Origin of the sequence: Bacteroides sp. MSK.20.82 (assembly GCF_019052485.1) — a bacterium.
GTDB lineage: Bacteria > Bacteroidota > Bacteroidia > Bacteroidales > Bacteroidaceae > Bacteroides > Bacteroides thetaiotaomicron.
Map to the genome: position 1 here is coordinate 1 of NZ_JAHQUN010000011.1, position 21,112 is coordinate 21,112.

18 protein-coding genes and 2 tRNA genes are annotated in these 21,112 nt (G+C 43.3%); 13 read left to right on the plus strand and 7 right to left on the minus strand.

Translation table 11 applies throughout. The features are described from left to right. The 4 genes from KTR07_RS12000 to KTR07_RS12015 form a co-directional block, all read left to right on the plus strand. A partial coding sequence (locus KTR07_RS12000; RefSeq protein WP_129655081.1) for an RHS repeat-associated core domain-containing protein occupies window positions 1–945 on the plus strand: 945 nt, incomplete at its 5' end. Window positions 946–948: 3 nt separating this feature from the next. After that, window positions 949–1,551 carry a hypothetical protein gene (locus tag KTR07_RS12005; protein ID WP_048696631.1) on the plus strand — a complete coding sequence of 201 codons (603 nt, stop codon included), beginning with the start codon at window positions 949–951 and terminating at the stop codon, window positions 1,549–1,551. A gap of 36 nt (window positions 1,552–1,587) precedes the next feature. After that, window positions 1,588–2,565, plus strand: a complete 978-nt coding sequence (locus KTR07_RS12010) for an RHS repeat domain-containing protein (RefSeq protein WP_117981614.1) — start codon at window positions 1,588–1,590, stop codon at window positions 2,563–2,565. After that, a complete protein-coding gene (locus KTR07_RS12015; protein WP_048695446.1) occupies window positions 2,516–3,250 on the plus strand; it encodes a hypothetical protein in 735 nt (244 codons plus the stop codon). Before KTR07_RS12010 ends, KTR07_RS12015 begins: the two co-directional genes overlap by 50 nt. 128 nt (window positions 3,251–3,378) lie before the next feature. Here the strand turns inward: KTR07_RS12015 and KTR07_RS12020 are convergent, their stop codons facing one another. Next, window positions 3,379–4,428 carry a leucine-rich repeat domain-containing protein gene (locus KTR07_RS12020; protein ID WP_048695450.1) on the minus strand — a complete coding sequence of 350 codons (1,050 nt, stop codon included), beginning with the start codon at window positions 4,426–4,428 and terminating at the stop codon, window positions 3,379–3,381. A 103-nt stretch (window positions 4,429–4,531) separates the two neighbouring features. Between KTR07_RS12020 and KTR07_RS12025 the strand changes: the two genes are divergently transcribed. Then, the gene (locus tag KTR07_RS12025) at window positions 4,532–5,428 is read left to right on the plus strand and encodes a CPBP family intramembrane glutamic endopeptidase (RefSeq protein ID WP_008765998.1); all 897 of its coding nucleotides are present in this window, start codon (window positions 4,532–4,534) and stop codon (window positions 5,426–5,428) included. Here the strand turns inward: KTR07_RS12025 and KTR07_RS12030 are convergent. Next, entirely contained in the window at window positions 5,400–7,532 is a 2,133-nt protein-coding gene (locus KTR07_RS12030) for a Tex family protein (RefSeq protein WP_048695459.1), read from the minus strand. The genes KTR07_RS12025 and KTR07_RS12030 overlap by 29 nt on opposite strands. A gap of 117 nt (window positions 7,533–7,649) precedes the next feature. Here KTR07_RS12030 and KTR07_RS12035 point away from each other — a divergent pair, with 117 nt between their 5' ends. From KTR07_RS12035 to KTR07_RS12045, 3 genes are all read left to right on the plus strand, one after another. Continuing rightward, window positions 7,650–9,575 carry a HAMP domain-containing sensor histidine kinase gene (locus tag KTR07_RS12035; protein WP_048695453.1) on the plus strand — a complete coding sequence of 642 codons (1,926 nt, stop codon included), beginning with the start codon at window positions 7,650–7,652 and terminating at the stop codon, window positions 9,573–9,575. Then, window positions 9,572–11,314: a bifunctional metallophosphatase/5'-nucleotidase gene (locus KTR07_RS12040; protein ID WP_048695455.1), complete on the plus strand. Its 1,743-nt coding sequence runs from the start codon at window positions 9,572–9,574 to the stop codon at window positions 11,312–11,314. Before KTR07_RS12035 ends, KTR07_RS12040 begins: the two co-directional genes overlap by 4 nt. 96 nt (window positions 11,315–11,410) lie before the next feature. Next, on the plus strand, window positions 11,411–12,313 hold the full coding sequence (locus KTR07_RS12045; RefSeq protein ID WP_217315415.1) for an AraC family transcriptional regulator: 903 nt from the start codon (window positions 11,411–11,413) through the stop codon (window positions 12,311–12,313). Between the two features lie 18 nt (window positions 12,314–12,331). Here the strand turns inward: KTR07_RS12045 and KTR07_RS12050 are convergent, their stop codons facing one another. Next, a complete protein-coding gene (locus KTR07_RS12050; RefSeq protein ID WP_016267785.1) occupies window positions 12,332–12,916 on the minus strand; it encodes a Crp/Fnr family transcriptional regulator in 585 nt (194 codons plus the stop codon). Between the two features lie 101 nt (window positions 12,917–13,017). On the opposite strand from KTR07_RS12050, the gene KTR07_RS12055 reads away from it, so the two are divergent. After that, window positions 13,018–13,752 (plus strand): DUF3845 domain-containing protein, encoded by a 735-nt coding sequence (locus KTR07_RS12055; RefSeq protein ID WP_008763407.1) that lies wholly within the window; start codon window positions 13,018–13,020, stop codon window positions 13,750–13,752. A gap of 170 nt (window positions 13,753–13,922) precedes the next feature. Here the strand turns inward: KTR07_RS12055 and KTR07_RS12060 are convergent, their stop codons facing one another. From KTR07_RS12060 to KTR07_RS12070, 3 genes are all read right to left on the minus strand, one after another. Next, window positions 13,923–14,129, minus strand: coding sequence for a hypothetical protein (locus KTR07_RS12060; RefSeq protein WP_008763408.1), 207 nt, complete (start codon window positions 14,127–14,129; stop codon window positions 13,923–13,925). A gap of 66 nt (window positions 14,130–14,195) precedes the next feature. Continuing rightward, window positions 14,196–14,267 (minus strand) — tRNA-Glu (locus KTR07_RS12065). A 66-nt stretch (window positions 14,268–14,333) separates the two neighbouring features. Then, window positions 14,334–14,420: transfer RNA gene (locus KTR07_RS12070), tRNA-Ser, on the minus strand. 95 nt (window positions 14,421–14,515) lie between these two features. Here KTR07_RS12070 and KTR07_RS12075 point away from each other — a divergent pair. The 4 genes from KTR07_RS12075 (at window position 14,516) to KTR07_RS12090 (ending at window position 19,635) form a co-directional block, all read left to right on the plus strand. Then, window positions 14,516–14,812 (plus strand): hypothetical protein, encoded by a 297-nt coding sequence (locus KTR07_RS12075; protein WP_199350799.1) that lies wholly within the window; start codon window positions 14,516–14,518, stop codon window positions 14,810–14,812. Between the two features lie 287 nt (window positions 14,813–15,099). Next, entirely contained in the window at window positions 15,100–15,543 is a 444-nt protein-coding gene (locus KTR07_RS12080; RefSeq protein ID WP_008763410.1) for a hypothetical protein, read from the plus strand. Between the two features lie 315 nt (window positions 15,544–15,858). Further along, complete coding sequence (locus KTR07_RS12085; RefSeq protein WP_008763411.1) at window positions 15,859–17,526, plus strand: putative transporter; 1,668 nt, start codon at window positions 15,859–15,861, stop codon at window positions 17,524–17,526. Window positions 17,527–17,640: 114 nt separating this feature from the next. Continuing rightward, a complete protein-coding gene (locus tag KTR07_RS12090; protein WP_008763412.1) occupies window positions 17,641–19,635 on the plus strand; it encodes a fructose-1,6-bisphosphatase in 1,995 nt (664 codons plus the stop codon). Between the two features lie 281 nt (window positions 19,636–19,916). Here the strand turns inward: KTR07_RS12090 and KTR07_RS12095 are convergent, their stop codons facing one another. Then, on the minus strand, window positions 19,917–21,065 hold the full coding sequence (locus KTR07_RS12095; RefSeq protein ID WP_048696897.1) for an LA_2272 family surface repeat-containing protein: 1,149 nt from the start codon (window positions 21,063–21,065) through the stop codon (window positions 19,917–19,919). Window positions 21,066–21,112 lie beyond the last annotated feature (47 nt).

Genomic DNA, 21,112 nt, shown 5'->3' on the forward strand with positions numbered 1-21,112 from the left:
TTCTATTTGCAGGACCATTTGGGCAATAATCGTGTGGTGGCTAAGTCGGACGGGACGGTAATTCAAACAAATCATTATTATCCTTTCGGCATGTCGTTTACAGAGAGTACTCACGGAGATAAACAACCTTATAAATATAATAATAAGGAGTTGGATATGAATAATGGTTTGAACTGGTATGATTATGGGGCAAGGATGTACGATCCGGCTTTGGGAAGATGGCATGTGATAGATCCATCAAGTGAGAAATACCATGGAGTAACTCCTTATGCTTATTGCAATAATAATCCTATCAAAAATATAGATTTGGATGGTCGTGATTGGTATTTGTATGAAGCTACTGGTCAATTATATTATAACAAAGGAATGAATCAGAAGCAGATAACTTTTAACGATAATCTATATACCCGAGTTGGAGCAAACAATATGCTGGGGGATATGAAAGATATAACAGAAAAATCATATGATTATGAAGAGTCAGTAAGCTTAGCTCAAGCCCATGGTTATGCCATTAATCCGATACAGTATATAACATCTGAAGATTCAAGGGAGCAACCTTACACTACCGGTAAAAAGAGCGTATCAATCACAACGGGGAAAATAGAAATTGTGAATGAAAGATATGGTGTTTTTACTTCTGACAAGGATAAAGTCGTGGGAGTTAAAACCGAACCTTTGTTTACAGAGTCGTTAAAAAAGACAGGCAAGCTCGATATTCTGTTAACAGGAGGAAAGAAAACGAATTATGTTGAAAGGAATTATGTTACATATAAAAAAACGAAAACGGAAGATAAAATTTATAATGCTATTGGAACGCTTTTTGGAATAATGAGCACTATTACAACAGGTAAACAAGACTATCGGGCAGTTAATGTTTATAGAAATAGGGATGACTATTCAAAAGCCACTAGAGGAATGGGAAGAGTATTGAATTATATGAAATAAATTATGAAGGTAATAATTTTAGTTTTAGGCTTTCTTTTGGGAGCTTGCTCATCTCAGGTACATCCTGATAAAAGGCAGATACGATATTATCAAGAAATAATAGGCTTGTATCCTCCCGACCTTGTTTTAGGATTTCCGAATAAGATAGATAAACGAGCAGATGTAATAACACATTTTCAATTCCCACGAGGAAAATATCTGAATTACATTCATTTAGGATTGTCTTTGGATGATAATGAAACGCAATCATTAAAAACAGAATTAGTAGCAAAAGCCAAAGCTGTTTATCATTTAACTGATTCTTGTTTAATGACTATACCGTATGATTATAATAATTTTACAGTTGTGTTTTCTGATTCACTACATAATTGTAATGCTGCTCACATACTACCTATCCCCCATTTTAAACGTTGGGGCATAGATTTTTCACCTGATTTTTATAAAGATGCAACTAGTTATGTTCTTGATGCTAAGCAAGGGCGCTTTTTAGAAGATGATAATCTTTCTAGATCCGGTGTAGGTCTTCCTAAAGAGTGGTTACATGGCTATACGAAAGGCGTTACTATTTTTAAAAATTATGTCATATATTGGCTAGAAGTTTGGTAGTTTGTCTATTTTATTATGCCTTGGGATAATTAACTCATGATAGTTGTTTTATCTCAGGGCATATTCTATTTGCAGGACCATTTGGGCAATAATCGTGTGGTGGCTAAGTCGGACGGGACGGTAATTCAAATAAATCATTATTATCCTTTCGGCATGTCGTTTACAGAGAGTACTCACGGAGATAAACAACCTTATAAATATAATAATAAGGAATTGGATATGAATAATGGTTTGAACTGGTATGATTATGATGCCCGACAGATGGAAGTTGTCTCCGGACGCTTTACAAGTATTGATCCGATGGCGGAGAAGTATTATAGCTGGTCGCCTTATAGTTATTGTTTGGGAAATCCGATAAAGTTTGTAGACCCGACAGGTACTTTTACTTCTCCTTACTATACAGAAGATGGTACTTTCCTGGGCGTAGACGAGAAAGGATTTACCGGTGCGATTTACATTACTAACAAAGCTACTTTTGATAAATACTCAAATAAGGGAGTTGCTGACTCAAAGAAGATACAGGGAGATAAGAATACTGTTCCGTTGAAAACAAGCGTTATAGAACTTGCTTCTCAGGCTCATATATATACAGATGTATTGAAGAAAAGTACAGATGCTAAGCTTGATATGTCTGGGCTTTATAAAGGTGAAGTGTCAATTGTGGATGATGTGGTCAGAGTAGGTCTTAATGAATATATGGGAAAAGGTTATAATGACCCATATGGACATAAAGAGAAGCCTAAATATTCTACGACATATGTAAAAGGGAAAATTCGGGTGACAGTAGAATCTGGCTATAATCAACATGATTTATATACAGTGGAGAGTATTCAGAATTATTTAGGTGTTCATGAGTATTATGGGCATGGAATAATGAACTGGAGTAAAACAAGTACTCACTGGAAATGCTATAATGCTCAATTGAATCATCCCACTTTTAAAAAATTACCTAAATATCAACAAGATGAAATTAAAGAAAGGTATAATCTTTATTACAGCAAACGTGGTAAATAAAAGAATATTATGTGTGTTTAGTATTATATTATTTATAATGAGTTCACATGCTCAAGTAAAAGAACTTTCAATGGAACTTGAATTGTTAAATGTATCGAGAAGTAATATCCATCCAAGTCCTCAAGGAGGAATTATAGGGGACACTGTTCCTGTGAGTCTGACTTTTGAGTTTTTGATGTATAACCATACCCATAAACCGGTTTTGTTTGGTTCTAATACCAAACATTATTATCGCCCTGCTTGGGATAGTTCAGACTATGGAGAAATAGGTCGTTTTTTAATGATAAACAAATCCGATACTATTGCATTATTTACCTATTATGGTTCTTTGATTCCTAATAATAGAAAAGATACTATTGCATATTGGGCAACAATTGAAGGTGTGGAAGATTCCGAGGATCATCCTGTATTTAGACCTTTCTTACATCATTGGAGTAGTGTAGGAAAAGACTGGGTCAGACAACTTTATAATTATTTAAAGGAATGCCGTTTTGTGTATGTCCCGATACAAGCGGATTATCAACGTAGACTTGATGAGTTTGAAGATAAGTCAATGATTGATAGTATTGTTTATCCTCGTGATATTATTGAGATAAAAAAGAAAGATCCTTTTGATATAATTATTAGTGATTCGGAAGAGGAGTATTATATTTATCCTCCGATATCCATAAAACAGGAAGAATAAATCCATCTGATACCGTATTTATTATTATGCCCTGAGATAATTAACTCATGATAGTTATTTTATCTCAGGGCATTTAGTGATATAGGCTATTCTGGCAGCAAATATCATATCCTGTAAAGGACCATCTTTTATTTCTTATAAATCAACTTGCTCGGCACCCCGTTTCCGAAGAGTTCATCGCCCAGCGTTGTAATCTTATCACCTGTAGCAAGCACATAGCGCAGATTATCGCATCCCATGAACGCTCCGAACTCGATAGCCGTCACGCTGGCAGGCAGCTCAAGTGTTCCGGCAAGCCGTCCGCAGTTGCTGAATACCCGTTGACCGATGGTCTTGAGGTTATGTGGCAGTTTGATCTTCAGGAGATACTTCTTTTGTGCGAAAGTGAAGTCGGGGATAGTCGTCGCATTTGTTTTAGAAATATCCAGAGATACGAGATTCGGCATATAGTCGCGGATTAGTTTGAAGTCGGCGTTATCCAGTTTCCCTTCGATGGTCAGGAAGTTGATGTCCCTGGGTTGCAGACCAGCTTTCATAATCTCGTCTTCCAGTTTGCCCATTGCGCCTACCTGTATGGTTGTTTCCAGCGGTTCACCTTCTATAAATGCAAAGTGCTCCCATCTGTTCTTAAAACGGTAGGCATCACTGCTGCCCAGCGGGATGAAGATGGCGGTCACACTGTCCGCCAGCGCTTCCGGCAGCAGATTAGGAGCTGTCTTCTTGCGTATCTGACAGATTTTCAGGTTGTCACATCCTTTGAAGGCTGCATCTTCGATATTCTTTATCTTTTCGGAAAGGATCACTTTCTCCAGCGTCTGTTTACCTTTGGTTACTCCGTTCACCACATTCGAGAAAGCGTAGGCAGGGATGAAATTGGCCATATAGATGTAGAACTTTCCGTTAGGATACGTGCCGGCTTTTCCGCTGTACATCTTAATTTCGGCGTTGGAGATATCGAGCACTTTCAGGCTGGGAAACTCGTCGCGGAGATGTCTGAAGTCTTCTGCGTTCAGTTTTCCTGTCAGTGTCAGGTGAGTGATGCTGTTAGCTTCTTCTTCCGTCATCATCGAGATCAGTGTGCCGGGCTTGCTGACATAATACGTTTTGCTTACTTGTGCGGTTGCTCCCAATGTGCTGGCAGCCAATAAAAAACTTATCAGTAGTTGTCTTATTTTCATAATTATACAGATTTGTTCAGACAAATATAGGAAAAATAGGTAAGACACGATGTTTTTTTATGTTTTATATCTAATTTTGTAGCGTGATTAACAAAAAGTAAAAATGGAGACAGAAGAAATCAGAGAAAAGAAAGAACCGAAGAGACTTCCCGTATGGGCGTGCATCCTGTTGTTTGCACTGGGGCTTTTCGTCACCTTTGGATTGTATAGTACGATAGGCTTCGGAGTTTTATCTCTGATTCTTGGTGATGAGGCAAGGCACCCCGGATTGTTGGGGCATATGGTGGCGGAAGCCGGCATGCTGCTGGCTGTGCTGACTTCGGCAGTGATTCTGCTCTATTTTGAGCGTCGCCCTTTCTCTGACCTGGGACTGACACTGAAAGGTCATGCACGGGGATTGTGGTACGGACTGCTGGCAGCCATCCTTCTCTACTTGATCGGCTTCGGACTGTCTTTGGCTTTGGGTGAGGTGGAAGTAACCGGTTTTCAGTTCGATCCTCTGAATCTGCTTGCTACCTTTGTGTTCTGCCTGCTGGTGGCTCTGGCCGAAGAAATCATGATGCGTGGCTATATACTCGGCCGTCTGCTGCATACCCGGATGAATAAATTCCTGTCTCTTTTTGTCTCCGCACTGCTGTTCGCATTGCTGCACCTCTTCAATCCGAACCTTGCCTTCCTGCCTATGCTGAATCTGTTACTTGCAGGTATGTTTATCGGCGCTTCCTATTTATATACGCGCAATCTTTGTTTCCCTATTTCCCTTCATCTTTTCTGGAACTGGATTCAGGGCCCGATACTGGGCTATCAGGTAAGTGGAAATGACTTTGGGACATCCCTGCTGACGCTGCATCTGCCCGAAGAGAACGTACTGAATGGCGGAGCCTTCGGGTTTGAAGGCTCGCTCATTTGTACAGTACTGATGATTATCTTTACGATTTTAATTGTTTGGTGGGGAGAAAAACGTGAGGCGATCAGTCTTGCTGTACCCCGATCATGCTAAGCTGAATCCGTTTCCGGTCGGTATCCACGTTCATCACTCTGACCATGACATGCTGGTGGATGGACACGATTTCTGTAGGATCGGAGATGTATCGTTCGGCCAGTTGGGAGAGGTGTACAAGCCCGTTCTCCTTGATGCCTATATCGACGAAAGCTCCGAAATTGGTAATATTGCCTACGATGCCCGGCAGAATCATGCCTTCGCGCAAGTCTGCGATGGTGCGCACGTTCTTGTCGAATTCAAATACCTTGATCGCTTTACGCGGGTCGCGACCCGGCTTGTCGAGTTCCTGCATGATGTCTTGCAGGGTAGGCAGGCCCACAGTCGGTGTGATGTAGTCCGATATCTTGATTTTTTGGCGGAGTTCCTTATTCGCGATCAGTTCGTCTACGCTACATTTCAAGTCCTTTGCCATTTGCTCTACGATGTGGTAGCTTTCCGGATGCACGGCTGTGTTGTCCAACGGGTTCTTTGCTCCGGGAATGCGGAGGAAGCCGGCACACTGTTCGAAGGCTTTGGCACCCATGCGGGGGACTTTCATCAGCTCCTTGCGTGAACAGAAAGCTCCGTTCTCGGCACGGAAGTTGACAATGTTTTGTGCCAGTTGCGGCCCCAGACCGGATATGTATGTCAGCAGATGACTGCTGGCGGTATTCAGATTCACGCCTACCAGGTTCACGCAGTTTTCCACTGTCTGGTCAAGGGCTTTCTTCAGTTTCGTCTGGTCTACATCGTGCTGGTATTGTCCCACACCGATAGATTTGGGGTCGATCTTTACCAGTTCCGCCAGAGGGTCCATCAGTCGGCGACCGATGGAGACTGCTCCACGTACCGTTACGTCATAATCGGGAAACTCGTCACGGGCGATCTTGGATGCCGAATAAATGGAAGCGCCCTGCTCGCTGACCACGAATACAGGAATCTGCCGGTCGAAGGTCTGATGATTGATAAAGTCTTCCGTTTCGCGGCTGGCTGTTCCGTTGCCGATGGAGATGGCTTCAATTTCATAGGCTTCTATCATCTTGCGGAGTTTGGAGGCCGCTTCACCGGTTTTATTGACCGGAGGATGCGGGTAGATATTCTCATTGTGCAGCAAGTTGCCTTGCGCATCGAGGCAGACGACTTTGCAGCCGGTACGGAATCCGGGGTCGATGGCGAGCACCCGTTTCTGTCCGAGAGGAGGAGAGAGAAGCAGCTGGCGGAGATTCTCCGTAAATACGCGGATGGCTTCGTCGTCGGCTTTTTCTTTGGACTGGGCGGCAAATTCTGTTTCGATGGAAGGTTTGAGCAGACGTTTGTAGGCGTCGGCAGTGGCTTCCTTTACCTGATGGCTGCATTCATTATTGCCATGTACGAACTGGCGGTCGAGGCGTTCCAGACAGGCTTCGTCATCCGGACTGATGGATACTTTCAGCAACCCTTCGGATTCTGCCCGGCGGATGGCGAGCAGGCGATGGGAAGTGCAGCGTTTCAGCGATTCGGAGAAGTCGAAATAATCCCGGTACTTGGCGGCCTCTTCCTCTTTTCCTTTCACTACCTTGGCGGTGATTTCCGCCTGACGGGTGAACTGGTTACGTATGGCGTTGCGGGCACGCTCGTCCTCATTCACTTGCTCCGCGATGATGTCACGGGCACCTTTCAGTGCGTCTTCCGTATCCTTTACGTCGCCTTTGACGAAGGTGGCGGCTTTGGCGGTGAGGTTAGGCTCCCTTTGCAGCATCATGATCATGGCCAGTGGTTCCAGTCCCTTCTGACGGGCCGCTTCGGCACGGGTCTTCCGTTTGGGTTTGTAGGGGAGGTAGATGTCCTCCAGTTCCGTAGGATTCCAGGTGGCGTTGATGCGCTTTTCGAGCTCCGGAGTGAGTTTGCCTTGCTCGTTGATGGTACTGAGGATGGTTTCCTTCCGTCTGGCTATGTCGCACAACTTGTCATGTTGCTCCTTGATGTTCTCTATCTGTACTTCGTTCAGTCCGCCGGTAGCTTCCTTACGGTAACGGCTGATGAAAGGGATGGTGGCACCTTCGCCCAACAAGTGGAGGGTACTGCTGATTTGTCTTTCCGGAATTCCCAGTAATCCGGAAATCATTTGATGAAATAGTTCCATAAACAATTTTTTTGTGAATGAATGAGCGACAAAAATACACATAAATCTGTTATAGCCGACAAGTTTTAGTATATTTGCAAGCTAAAATGAGATAGTAACACTTCAAAACTTACAAGTATGATGAGATATATAGGATGCCTGTTTATCTGTTTACTATGGCTTTTCCGGGCCACAGCGTTATTTGCTGTCTCTAACGATCAGAAACCCATCCTGATTATCTGCTCCTACAATCCCGCCGCTCATCAAACTTCGGTCACTATCTCCGACTATATGGAAGAATATAGCAAATTGGGAGGGAAACGCGATATTATCATTGAAAACATGAACTGCAAAAGTTTCTCCGAAGCCCCGCTTTGGAGCGGTATGATGACGCAGATTCTTTCTAAATATCAAGGGGAGAAGCATCCGGCGCAGATTATTCTGTTGGGACAGGAAGCATGGGCGGCGTATCTGTCGCAACGGGATTCGATACAGGTGAAGGTGCCGGTGATGTGTAGTCTCGTCAGCAGTAACATCGTCATACTGCCCGAGGATACGGTTGCCGGACTGGACACATGGATGCCGGAATCGGTCGATCTCTTTACCGACCACATGAATATACCGGAATTGAAGTCGGGATTTATCAATCAGTACAATATAGAAGATAACGTCCGGATGATCAAGGTGTTTTATCCGAAGACGGAACACATCGCTTTTATTTCGGACAATACTTACGGCGGCGTCACCATGCAGGCACTGGTGCGGAAGGAAATGAAGAAGTTTCCCGAAATCGACCTGATCTTGATGGACGGCCGGCGGCATACTATCTATACGATTGTAGAAGAATTGCGTCATTTACCGGAGAATACGGTGATCATGGTAGGCACGTGGCGTGTGGATATGAACGAAGGTTATTTCATGCGGAATGCTACTTATGCCATGATGGAGGTTACTCCGACCATTCCGACTTTTACTCCCTCATCGGTGAGTCTGGGGTATTGGGCGATCGGCGGAGTGCTGCCCGATTACCGGAAACTGGGAAAGGACATGGCATTGGCATCTGTACAGATTGATCAATATCCGGCGGATGAACAGCAGCACCTTTCCGTGATTGGCAGCAAGGCCGTACTGGACAGCCGGAAGGTGAAGGAGTGGGGACTGGACCCGGATATCCTTCCTTTTGATGTGGAGATTATTAATCAGACTGTATCATTCTATCAGCAATATACTTATCAGATTTGGTCGGCGTGTGCACTGTTTCTCATCCTTGTGCTGGGTTTGTGCATCTCGCTCTTCTACTATTTCCGCACCGAACGTCTGAAGGACGATCTGCTGAAGTCGGAAAAAGACCTGCGGGTGGCTAAGGACCGTGCAGAAGAATCGAACCGTCTGAAAAGTGCTTTCCTCGCCAATATGAGCCATGAGATACGTACGCCTTTAAACTCCATTGTAGGTTTCTCGGATGTGCTCGCTGTGGGTGGCAATACGGAAGAAGAACAGCAGACCTATTATCAGATTATCAAGACAAATTCGGATTTGTTGCTTCGCCTGATCAATGATATTCTTGATCTCTCACGCCTGGAAGCGAACAGGGTCACGTTGACTTGGGAAGAGTGTGACGTGGTGCAGCTATGCAGGCAGGTGGTGGCATCTGTCAGCGTTTCACGGCAGTCCGGCAATCAGTTCCTGTTTGTCAGCGATTATGAGTCGTTTCGGATGACGACAGACATACAGCGTATGCAGCAGGTGATTATCAATCTGATGTCTAATGCGGATAAGTTCACCAGGAAAGGGCAGATAACACTGGAATTTTCGGTGAATGAAGAGACGGAGATGGCTGTATTCTCTGTGACGGATACAGGGTGCGGCATCCCGAAAGAGAAACAGAAACTGGTATTTGAGCGCTTCGAGAAGCTGAACGAATATGCCCAGGGAACAGGTTTGGGATTATCTATCTGTAAATTGATTGTGCATAAATGGAAAGGGGATATATGGATCGACTCCGAATATACGGGAGGTGCACGGTTCATGTTCTCACATCCGCTTAAAATAGAAAAAGAATGAAACGATTTGCATGTGTTTACGTATGGCTTCTTTGCCTCGTGCTCTCAATTGCGGCACAGGAAAAAGTAGTGAAGCTGAAAATTGTACAGACAAGTGATGTACATGGTAATTATTATCCTTATAATTTTATTACCCGTAAGGATTGGCAGGGCAGTCTGGCACGAATATACGCTTTTGTGGAGAAAGAACGCGAACAATATAAGGAGAATCTTATTTTACTCGACAACGGCGATATATTGCAGGGGCAACCGACTGCCTATTACTATAATTATATAGATACAGTATCACCCCACCTATGCGCGGAAATGATGAACTACATGAAATATGATGCCGGAAATATGGGTAATCATGATGTGGAGACAGGCCGAGCCGTGTTCGACCGCTGGATAAATACCTGTGACTTTCTCGTATTAGGAGCTAATATCATCGATATATCGACCGGAGAACCTCATCTTCCTCCTTATAAGGTCATGGAACGTGACGGAGTGAAAATCGTAATCCTTGGAATGATCACCCCTGCTATCCCTGCATGGCTCTCGGAGAACCTGTGGAAGGGACTGCGTTTCGACGACATGGAGGAGACTGCACGCAAATGGATGAAGATCATCCGTGAAAAAGAGAATCCGGACTTGATGATCGGCTTGTTCCATGCGGGGCAGGAGGCTTTCAAAATGTCCGGCAAGTATAATGAAAACGCTTCTCTGAGTGTGGCGAAGAATGTCCCCGGATTTGACATTGTACTGATGGGACACGATCATGCGCGCGAATGTAAGAAAGTGATGAATGTGGCAGGTGATTCAGTACTGGTCATTGATCCGGCAAGCAACGGAATTGTTCTGTCCAACATCGATGTGACCTTGAAACTGAAAGATGGGAAGGTGCGCAGCAAAGATATAAAAGGAGTATTGACCGAAACGAAAGATTATGGAATCAGCGAGGACTTTATGAAGCATTTTGCTCCTCAATATGACACTGTCCGTAACTTTGTCTCTAAAAAGATCGGTACATTCACCGAGAGTATCTCAACCTGTCCTTCTTTCTTCGGACCGTCTGCTTTTATCGACTTGATCCATACCTTGCAGCTTGATATCACCGGTGCGGAGATATCCTTTGCAGCACCGCTTTCATTTGATGCGAAAATAAATAAAGGTGATGTGTTTGTCAGCGATATGTTCAATCTGTATAAGTATGAGAATATGCTATATATGATGACTTTATCCGGAAAAGAAATCAAGGACTATCTGGAAATGTCTTATTTCATGTGGACCAACCGGATGAAGTCTCCGGACGATCATCTGCTCTGGTTTAAGGAGAAACGTCGCGAAGGTGCGGAGGACAGAGCTTCTTTCCAAAATTTCAGCTTCAATTTTGATTCAGCATCGGGAATTATTTATACCGTAGACGTCACCAAGCCGCAAGGGGAGAAGATTACGATTATCAGCATGGCAGACGGCAGTCCTTTCCTCATGGATAAGATTTATAAGGTGGCTTTGAACTCTTACCGGGGGAATGGAGGTGGAGAACTGCTGACGAAAGGATCAGGCATCCCGCAGGAGAAATTGAAAGAGCGTATCATCTTCTCTACGGATAAGGATCTTCGTTTCTATCTGATGAATTATATAGAAAAGAAAGGTACTATGGCCCCGAAGGCATTGAACCAATGGAAATTCGTTCCTGAAAAGTGGACTGTTCCGGCTGCTGAACGTGATTATAAGTTTTTATTCGGAGATAGTCAATAAGTAGGCAAAAGTGTTCTTTTTGACAGATAATCTCTCGCCTTAGGTTGAACATCTCATTATTACTGGTATCTTTGTCGCAACCAAAAGAGAGAGTGTATGGATATGCAAGTTGTTCCTAAGATAGGTATTTCTTCGGTAGTTCATTCTAAACATATAGATCCGGGTAGTATTGATGTGGTCGGCAATGATATAGCGCTCTTCGACATGGAGAGCGTTATTTCCCTTTATAATGGCCCCAGTAAACTGGAAGTGGTGAGCATCGGACTTTGTCTGGAAGGCTCTACTCGTTTTAATATCAGTCTGCGTGAGTTTGAACTGATTCCGGGCAGAATGGTTATTGCGTTGCCCAATCAGATAATCGAACATCGTCAGTTCAGTTCCAATTTCAGAGGGATTTTCTTTGCTGTATCAAAAAGTCTGTTGGAATCATTGCCCAAAGTTGGTAATGTGCTTTCATTCTTTTTCTTTCTGAAAGATTACCCTTGTTTTGATCTCAATCTGCACGAGCAGGAGATGATTAAGGAGTATCATGCTTTCATCAGAAAGAGATTGAAAAATAAAGACGATAGGTACCGTAGGGAGGTAGTAATGGGATTGATGCAGGGCTTCTTCTTTGAGCTTTGCAATATTTTCAACAGTTATGCTCCGGATGCTTCTGCCGTTGTCAAAAGTAAAAGTCGTAAAGAATATATATTTGAGCGCTTCTATGAATCTTTGGTTCAGTCTTATCAGTCGGAACGCAGCGTGAAGTTTTATGCGGATCAGTTGTGTCTGACGCCGAAACATCTGTCCGGAGTTGTCAAGGAAGTCAGCGGGAAGACGGTAGGGGAGTGGATTGACGAATTAGTGATCTTGGAAGCGAAGGCACTCTTGAATTCTTCGAGCATGAACATACAGGAGATAGCCGACCGTTTAAACTTTGCCAACCAGTCGTTCTTCGGTAAGTACTTTAAGCATTATACCGGTATGTCTCCCAAAGAATACCGGAAAAGCAGATAGCTCCCCAAAATTACAAAACTACAGAACACCTGAACGTACTCGGCTCAATGTTTCCGGTGTCATCAGCAGGTATGAAGCGATGTGTGCCAAAGGTGCCCGTTTGATGATTTCCGGATGAGTTTCGAGCAATAGATTATAACGCTCGCGGGCGGATTCGAAACGCCAGGAATCGGCTTTGGTTTGCGATACAATCAGAGAATATTCCAGTATCTTCCGATAGAACATATTGATTTCCCAGTTTTGCTTTGTCAGCTGCATCATTTTGTCATAAGGGAACAGATAGATGACAGCAGGCTCCAGTGTCTCTATGATCAATCGGGTAGGGACTTGTTTCAGCAGGCTTTCGATACACATCAGGATACAGCCTTCGTATGAGAAGTGTTCGGTAACGTCTTTCCCGTTTTTATAATAATATTGCCGGAGCATCCCTTTCCCGACAAAAACTAATTCATGGGCTACTTCTCCTTCATTAAGTGCGATCACTCCTTTAGGATATTCCTCACGTATCAGGATGCTTTCTATCTGTCGGCGTCCCTCTATACTCATTTCGGGAAAGCGGGAATTTACGACGGCATTTACAGTTTCTCTTAGTAGTGTATCCATGTCATTATAGTCTTGTTATGTGCAAAAGTACTAAAAACGGTTGATATAAATCAAGTTGATTCAAAAAAGATGTATCTTTGTCTCCAAAATAAGGATGTAATATGATAATGAATAAGATAATAGGAATAGCAGCTTTACTGCTTTGTCTGACAGGTTGTGTCAGAGATAATGATGCAATATATTACCCTGTAGGCGATGTGGATATTGAAAGAGGAGGTCCGGCGTTGGAAGTCGGAGAGGGGGATGTATTGGTAGCGCGGAGTTTTAATGAAGAAGATTATGTGCTGGATACGATAGCTCAATATCCGAATGACCCGACTTTGGGTAAACTGACATTTATGATTGACTTGAAAAATCAACAGAAAGATCTGAATGTGGCGGATTTCAACGGCGTGGGTAAATCAAAACTGACCATGAGCCTTGGCTATAAGGATGGTAATTATCCATCAGAGAGTCAGGTCCCCATTTATACTTCTCAGGACGTCACGGCTAAATATGCAGTCAAACTTCGTCTGAAAGGAGAATTGCTTGTATCCGGTGATGAATGGATGATCGATTATGTGTATGCGCAGCTGGCCAGCTTGTTTCAGCCTTATCCGCCTGCGAATTTCCCCGAAGTCTTTATGTGTAAGGGAGGTATGAAGCTGGGAACTTTCGATTCATTCCGAAGAACATGTACATTCGATATCACTTATGATCGTTCCGACCTCTCTTTTAGTCAATTATACTTCAATTTATTTATCAACCTGGCCGGTCAGAAGCGGGAAAACAGAGTCCGACTGCGGATTGATAAAGAGTCTTACTTTGAATTGTACGAGCAGAGTGAAGAAATGTAAGTAAGCAGCGTTTTTCTTCATTTGTTGGCGGGTATCCATGTGAAACACAATCGTTTTACATGGATATAACATTCTTTTACAGAAAAAACTTTGAATGCTCAAATAATTATTAAATCTTTTAACATCTTAATACAATATCAATAAGCATATCCTTCTTTTTTTAATTATGCTTATTTTACCTCTTCTACTTTATATTCATCCTTCACTTTCCTGCATTTAAAGACGCAGTAATCCGGATTATTTAAAGCGTTATCAAGGCTTTGTGGCAAAACGATCTCTTTCGTCTGTTTGTTGATTGCTATCAATGCGTAATAAATACCTTCTTCTTTGCATTGTTCAATCAATACCTTTTTCAATTCTTTTACGTTATATTCCATTTCTTGAGATATGAACATAATAAAAAAAGCCTCTTACTTCAATGTAAGAGGCTAACTAAAATAGAGTAGTGGGTACGAGAATCGAACTCGTATTACATGCGTGAGAGGCATGTGTCCTAACCGTTAGACGAACCCACCGGCTTTTGATAGATTTAAAAAGAGCCAAGTCTATAAAACTTAGCTCTTTTTATTTAGAGAATCTTGCGGAAGCTGGGGGATTCGAACCCCCGGTACGGTTACCCGTACGTCAGTTTAGCAAACTGGTGGTTTCAGCCACTCACCCAAACTTCCTTGAACCCGCATTCTCTCTCAAATGCGGTGCAAATATAGGGGGAACTTTTGGACTACGCAAATCTTTTAGCAAGATTTTTTTTACTTGTTTTTTGATGAAAGAGATAACTTGCTATGTTTCAAATGTTAAACGGATTATTTTTTTTGAGAATATTTTTTCTCACTATTCATGGGAGAAAACGATTACCTTATTAATTATTATAGAAGCCTGTGGTGTCATCAGATTTTTCACATCAGTATTTGCCATTTTACGTTTGTCTTCATGGCTTCTTGAGAAGTTTATTAAAAAAAAGAGCATAAAAAAAGGCTATCTATCCCAGACAGCCAATCTTTTTGTTAACCTTAAATCTAATACTATGAAAAACACATTGCAAATATACGGAGTTTTGTGATATCTGCAAATAAATCGGGCTAAATGGCTTGATTTATAACATTGATTAAATAATTGAATGTTTGATTCAATGTTTATTAAGGTTCTGGAGGGCGGAAGCGTGTCTTCTTAGCTATTTAGGAATCTGTAAGGTATCCAGTACGTTGGGGGAATTTACCTCTTCCATTAGGTGAATTCCCCTAAACAAGTAGGAATTTTCAATTTCATAAGGAGAATTCATTCCCTACTTTTGTAATATCGAAAGATAAATGATAGGATTAATAAAGGAACCATTAAAAATAAAGGAATATGAAAACGAACGCATTTAGATACTTAGGACTGGCTTTAATGGCTGTGTTAACGTTGAGTCTGACTTCTTGTGAAGTAGAAATCGATAGTTTTTATGATGATGATAATATCGGTGGTGGTTACTATAATCGTTCTTCTGATTTATGTAGCCGTACATGGGTGAGTTTTTATCGGGATGTGGACGGTAACCGTTGCCGTCAGGAACTCGACTTTTATTTGGATCGGACAGGCGTTGATTTTATTCGGGTAGAATATCCTAATGGACATGTGGAGACATTCGAATATTATTTCCGTTGGAACTGGGAGAATTATGCACAGACTTCCATTCGCATGGATTACGGTCGCAATGATGTATCTTACCTGGATGATGTATACATCGGAGGAAATCGATTGAGCGGTTATCTGGATGGTCGGAATAATTTCGTAGAATATACAGGTAGGTGAGATAATAGCCGGCAGATGGAAAGTGCCGGCAAATGAAAAGAAAATGATGATTACACAAAAGATGACAGGTAGAGAGATTTCGGATAACGACAGGTAGAAAGATACCACATGGAATAGGTTGAAAAGGTAAAAAGCGATAGGTGGAGGTGACAGGTAAAAAGATTGCGGATAACAAACAGATAATTTAAAGGATAACATATAAGATTTCAGGATATTAAGAATTTAGAGAAGAGATAGGGCGCGAAATGAAAGCTTAAAAGTTTTGAATGGGACTAAATAGTTTTTATCTTTGCGCCCTATTAGTATGTTTAATTCATGGAGTGGTTATATAATCTGTTTCTCGAACATTCTGCCTTACAGGCAGTTGTGGTGCTTTCACTGATTTCTGCGATTGGGCTGGGGCTGGGAAGAGTGCATTTCTGGGGAGTATCTCTGGGAGTCACTTTTGTTTTTTTTGCAGGTATCCTTGCCGGACACTTCGGGCTTTCGGTTGATCCACAGATGCTGAATTATGCAGAAAGTTTCGGACTGGTTATTTTCGTATATTCACTGGGGCTTCAGGTAGGGCCCGGTTTCTTCAGTTCTTTCCGGAAAGGAGGGGTGACGCTGAATATGTTGGCGTTGGCCGTAGTTCTGTTGGGTACTTTGCTGACTGTTGTTGCCAGTTATGCGACAGGTGTGTCTCTTCCTGATATGGTGGGTATCCTTTGCGGAGCCACGACTAATACTCCTGCCTTGGGAGCTGCGCAGCAGACACTTAAACAGATGGGCATAGAGAGCAGTACTCCGGCTTTGGGGTGTGCGGTAGCCTATCCGATGGGAGTGATCGGTGTGATTCTTGCCGTACTGCTGATTCGTAAATTCTTGGTTCATAAAGAAGACTTGGAGATTAAAGAAAAGGATGATGCCAACAAAACCTTTATCGCAGCGTTTCAAGTACATAACCCCGCTATTTTTAATAAAAGTATCAAGGATATAGCTCAGATGAGTTATCCGAAATTTGTGATTTCCCGTTTGTGGCGTGACGGTCATGTCAGTATTCCTACCTCCGACAAGGTATTGAAGGAAGGCGACCGCCTGTTGGTGATCACAGCGGAAAAGAATGTCCTGGCTCTGACAGTACTTTTCGGTGAACAGGAAGAAAATACGGACTGGAACAAGGAAGATATAGACTGGAATGCAATTGACAGCGAATTGATCTCGCAGCGTATCGTCGTAACCCGCCCCGAACTGAATGGAAAGAAACTTGGCTCATTGAGACTAAGAAACCATTATGGAATCAATATCAGCCGTGTGTACCGTTCGGGTGTGCAACTACTTGCCACTCCGGAACTGATTCTCCAGCTGGGCGACCGCCTGACAGTAGTAGGTGAAGCAGCAGCCATTCAGAATGTAGAAAAAGTATTGGGAAATGCAGTGAAAAGTCTGAAAGAACCTAATCTTGTTGTCATATTTATAGGCATCGTATTGGGATTGGCATTGGGAGCGATCCCGTTCTCCATACCGGGAATCAGTACTCCCGTGAAGCTGGGGCTGGCAGGCGGACCGATTATCGTGGGTATCCTGCTGGGAACTTTCGGCCCACGGATACACATGATCACTTACACTACCCGCAGCGCCAATCTGATGCTGCGCGCGTTGGGGCTTTCCATGTATCTAGCCTGTCTTGGTCTGGATGCCGGTGCTCATTTCTTCGATACTGTCTTCCGTCCGGAAGGATTGCTTTGGATAGCTTTGGGAGCCGGTCTGACAATTATCCCGACGGTCCTGGTCGGCTTTGTCGCTTTCAAGATTATGAAGATAGACTTCGGCAGTGTATCCGGTATGTTGTGCGGCAGTATGGCGAATCCGATGGCGCTGAATTATGCCAACGATACGATACCGGGTGACAATCCTTCCGTCGCTTATGCTACAGTATATCCGTTGTGTATGTTTCTGCGTGTGATCATTGCGCAGGTGCTGTTGATGTTTTTATTGGGCTGACGATGAACATTAAAGGCTGGAATTTGTAATAAGTAGATGATAAATCGTTATATTTATAGCGATAAACGATAAGTCGATAAATAGCATATTGTAAATAGTAAAATAGTACATATAATGACTGCTCAAAGTAATATAACTCCTGAAAGCATAGTTGGCGATCTCCGCTACTTGCAGTTGCTTTCCCGGAGTTTTCCTACTATTGCCGATGCAAGTACGGAAATTATTAATCTGGAGGCTATCCTGAATCTGCCTAAAGGAACGGAGCATTTCTTGACAGACATACACGGTGAATACGAAGCCTTCCAACATGTGTTAAAGAATGCTTCGGGTGCGGTAAAACGCAAAGTGAACGAGATTTTCGGCAATACCCTGCGCGAAGCGGAGAAGAAAGAACTCTGCACGTTGATCTATTATCCGGAAGAGAAAATTCAGCTGGTAAAAGCCCGCGAGAAGGATCTGGACGACTGGTATCTGATCACTCTGAACCAGTTGGTGAAGGTTTGTCAGAATGTATCTTCCAAATATACCCGTTCCAAAGTTCGAAAATCCTTGCCCGCAGAGTTCTCTTACATCATTCAGGAATTACTGCACGAAACGTCTGTCGAGCCGAATAAGCACGCATATATCAATGTCATCATCAGCACCATAATCTCTACCAAGCGGGCGGATGACTTTATTATAGCCATGTGTAATCTGATTCAGCGTCTGACTATTGATTCTCTTCATATTGTGGGTGATATATACGACCGTGGTCCCGGAGCGCACATCATCATGGATACTTTGTGCAATTACCACAACTTCGACATTCAATGGGGCAACCACGATATCCTGTGGATGGGAGCCGCTTCCGGCAATGACAGTTGCATAGCCAACGTGATCCGTATGTCCATGCGCTACGGCAATCTGGGTACTCTTGAAGACGGTTATGGAATCAATCTGCTTCCTCTGGCAACTTTTGCCATGGATACTTATGCCGATGATCCGTGTACCATCTTTATGCCGAAGATGAATTTTGCCGACACCAATTACAATGAGAAGACTTTGCGTCTGATCACCCAGATGCACAAGGCGATTACGATCATCCAGTTTAAGCTGGAAGCTGAAATAATAGACCGTCGTCCGGAGTTCGGGATGAGTAACCGGAAGCTGTTGGAGAAGATCGATTTTGAGCGTGGAGTCTTTGTGTACGAAGGCAAAGAATATGCCCTGCGTGACACAAACTTCCCGACCGTAGATCCTGCCGATCCTTATCGACTGACCGACGAAGAACGGGAACTTGTGGAAAAGATTCACTATTCGTTTATGAATAGCGAGAAGTTGAAGAAGCACATGCGTTGCCTGTTTACGTATGGCGGAATGTATTTGGTTTCCAATTCCAATCTTCTTTATCATGCTTCGGTACCTTTGAATGAGGATGGCAGTTTCAAGCATGTCAAGATACGTGGCAAGGAGTATTGGGGACGCAAGTTGCTCGATAAGGCCGATCAGCTGATTCGTACTGCATACTTTGATGAAGAAGGAGAGGATGATAAAGAATTTGCGATGGACTATATCTGGTATATGTGGTGTGGTCCGGAAGCTCCTCTGTTTGATAAGGATAAGATGGCGACTTTCGAACGCTATTTTCTGGAAGACAAGGAGATACAAAAGGAAAAGAAGGGATATTACTACACGCTTCGCAATCGTGAAGATATCTGCGATCAGATATTAGATGAGTTTGGGGCATTGGGACCTCATTCTCATATCATCAATGGTCATGTGCCTGTAAAGACAATTCAAGGTGAACAGCCGATGAAGGCAAATGGCAAACTGTTCGTTATTGACGGAGGATTCTCCAAAGCCTATCAGCCGGAGACGGGAATTGCGGGCTATACGCTTGTCTACCATTCTCACGGGATGCAGTTGGTGCAGCATGAGCCGTTCCAGTCTAGGCAGAAAGCTATTGAAGAAGGATTGGATATCAAGTCAACCAACTTTGTACTGGAGTTCAATTCGCAACGGATGATGGTGAAAGACACCGATAAAGGGAAGGAACTTGTGACGCAGATTCAGGATTTGAAGAAGTTGCTTGTGGCTTATCGCATCGGGTTGATTAAAGAGAAAGTATAAATAAGTATTAGGTAATAAGTATTAGGTATTAACCGTAGCTGCCATTTAGAGACGCATCTGTCTGTCATTCAGACGACTGTAAGGAGGAAGAATCTCTTCTTTGTGACTACAAAAGAGGAGATCCTTCGACAAGCTCAGGATGACAGATACTTATGCTCGTCATTATCGAATTGTTTCACTTTGATAAAGTGATGAAAACTTTGAATGACAGATAGATATACCTCTAAATGATAGCTACGGTTAATACCTAATACTTATTACCTATTACTTATTAATCAGCCTTAGAAGAGGACAATGCCCGCTTCTATGATCGCTCCTTTATCGAAATTACCGGATTTGTTGTAATACCGTGTCAGTCCGTAACCGCCGGTGGCAAAGATGCCGAATTTCTTGCTGATCTGATATTCCAGATTCGCCCGTGCCTGCAATCCATAAAGGCGTCGGGGAATCACTTCACCCTTGTTGGAGCACGTTTCTATATGCTGGAATCCGAGGTCACCGCTAATAGACAAACCTTTGTAAACAGGCACTGCCAGTCCGGCACGGTAAGACGTGCTGATAGAAAACTTATCGTTCAGATTCTGATCGAATGCACCTACTCCCAAGATCGTATAAAACAGTTGGTTCTTGAAACGCACTCCTATGTTGGCGGGCGTGACGTTACCGCCATATACCATCATTTGTATTCTTGTATCGGGATTCGCGTTCACGAGGCCGAGTTGTAATCCTTTCATATCTTCCCTGTAGTAATTGACCAGACCGATCTGAAAGCCATGAGCCTTCGTCGCATAGTTGCATAACCCGATCTGTGCGCCATTCAGGTCTTTTGCGGTGATATTGGCGATACCGGCAATCTGCAGACCGTTCATGTTTTCGCCTACCACATTCAAGAGTCCGGAAGTCATCATACCGTTGAAACTCTGTCCCGTGATATTTGACACGCCGGAAAACTGAAATCCCGAAGCCATGTTTCCCGTCACATTCATCAGACCGCTTATCATTACTCCCGAGTTGTTGTCTCCACCGATGCTGGTAAGTCCCGAAATAATGACCCCCTTTGAGCCGTCGCCTGTGATATTCACCAGTCCGGCGGCGGAAAGCCCTACGGTGTTGTTTCCGCTGATATTGCTGACACCCGCTATCTGAACACCCCGCATCGTACCACCGGCAAGATTGGCTAATCCTGTGATCTGTACTCCGTTCATATCTCCATGAATGACGCTTCCCAGCGCGTTGATGCCAACGCCGTTGAGACGGTTCAGCGTAGACAGCAGACCGAGGTTTACATAAGTCGTCTGAGTGCTGTCATACGGCTGTGTGCAGATGTCTTTCCAGAAGGAAAGGTTGATGCCCGCACTCTTGTTCTGTGCCGGCAAACAAACGGCAGCCATCAGAACAGCTGCCGTGAATATTGTCTTTATTATCTTCATCTTTATTATAACTCTTTTTTTCAGTTTAGGTTCACAGAGTATTCCCT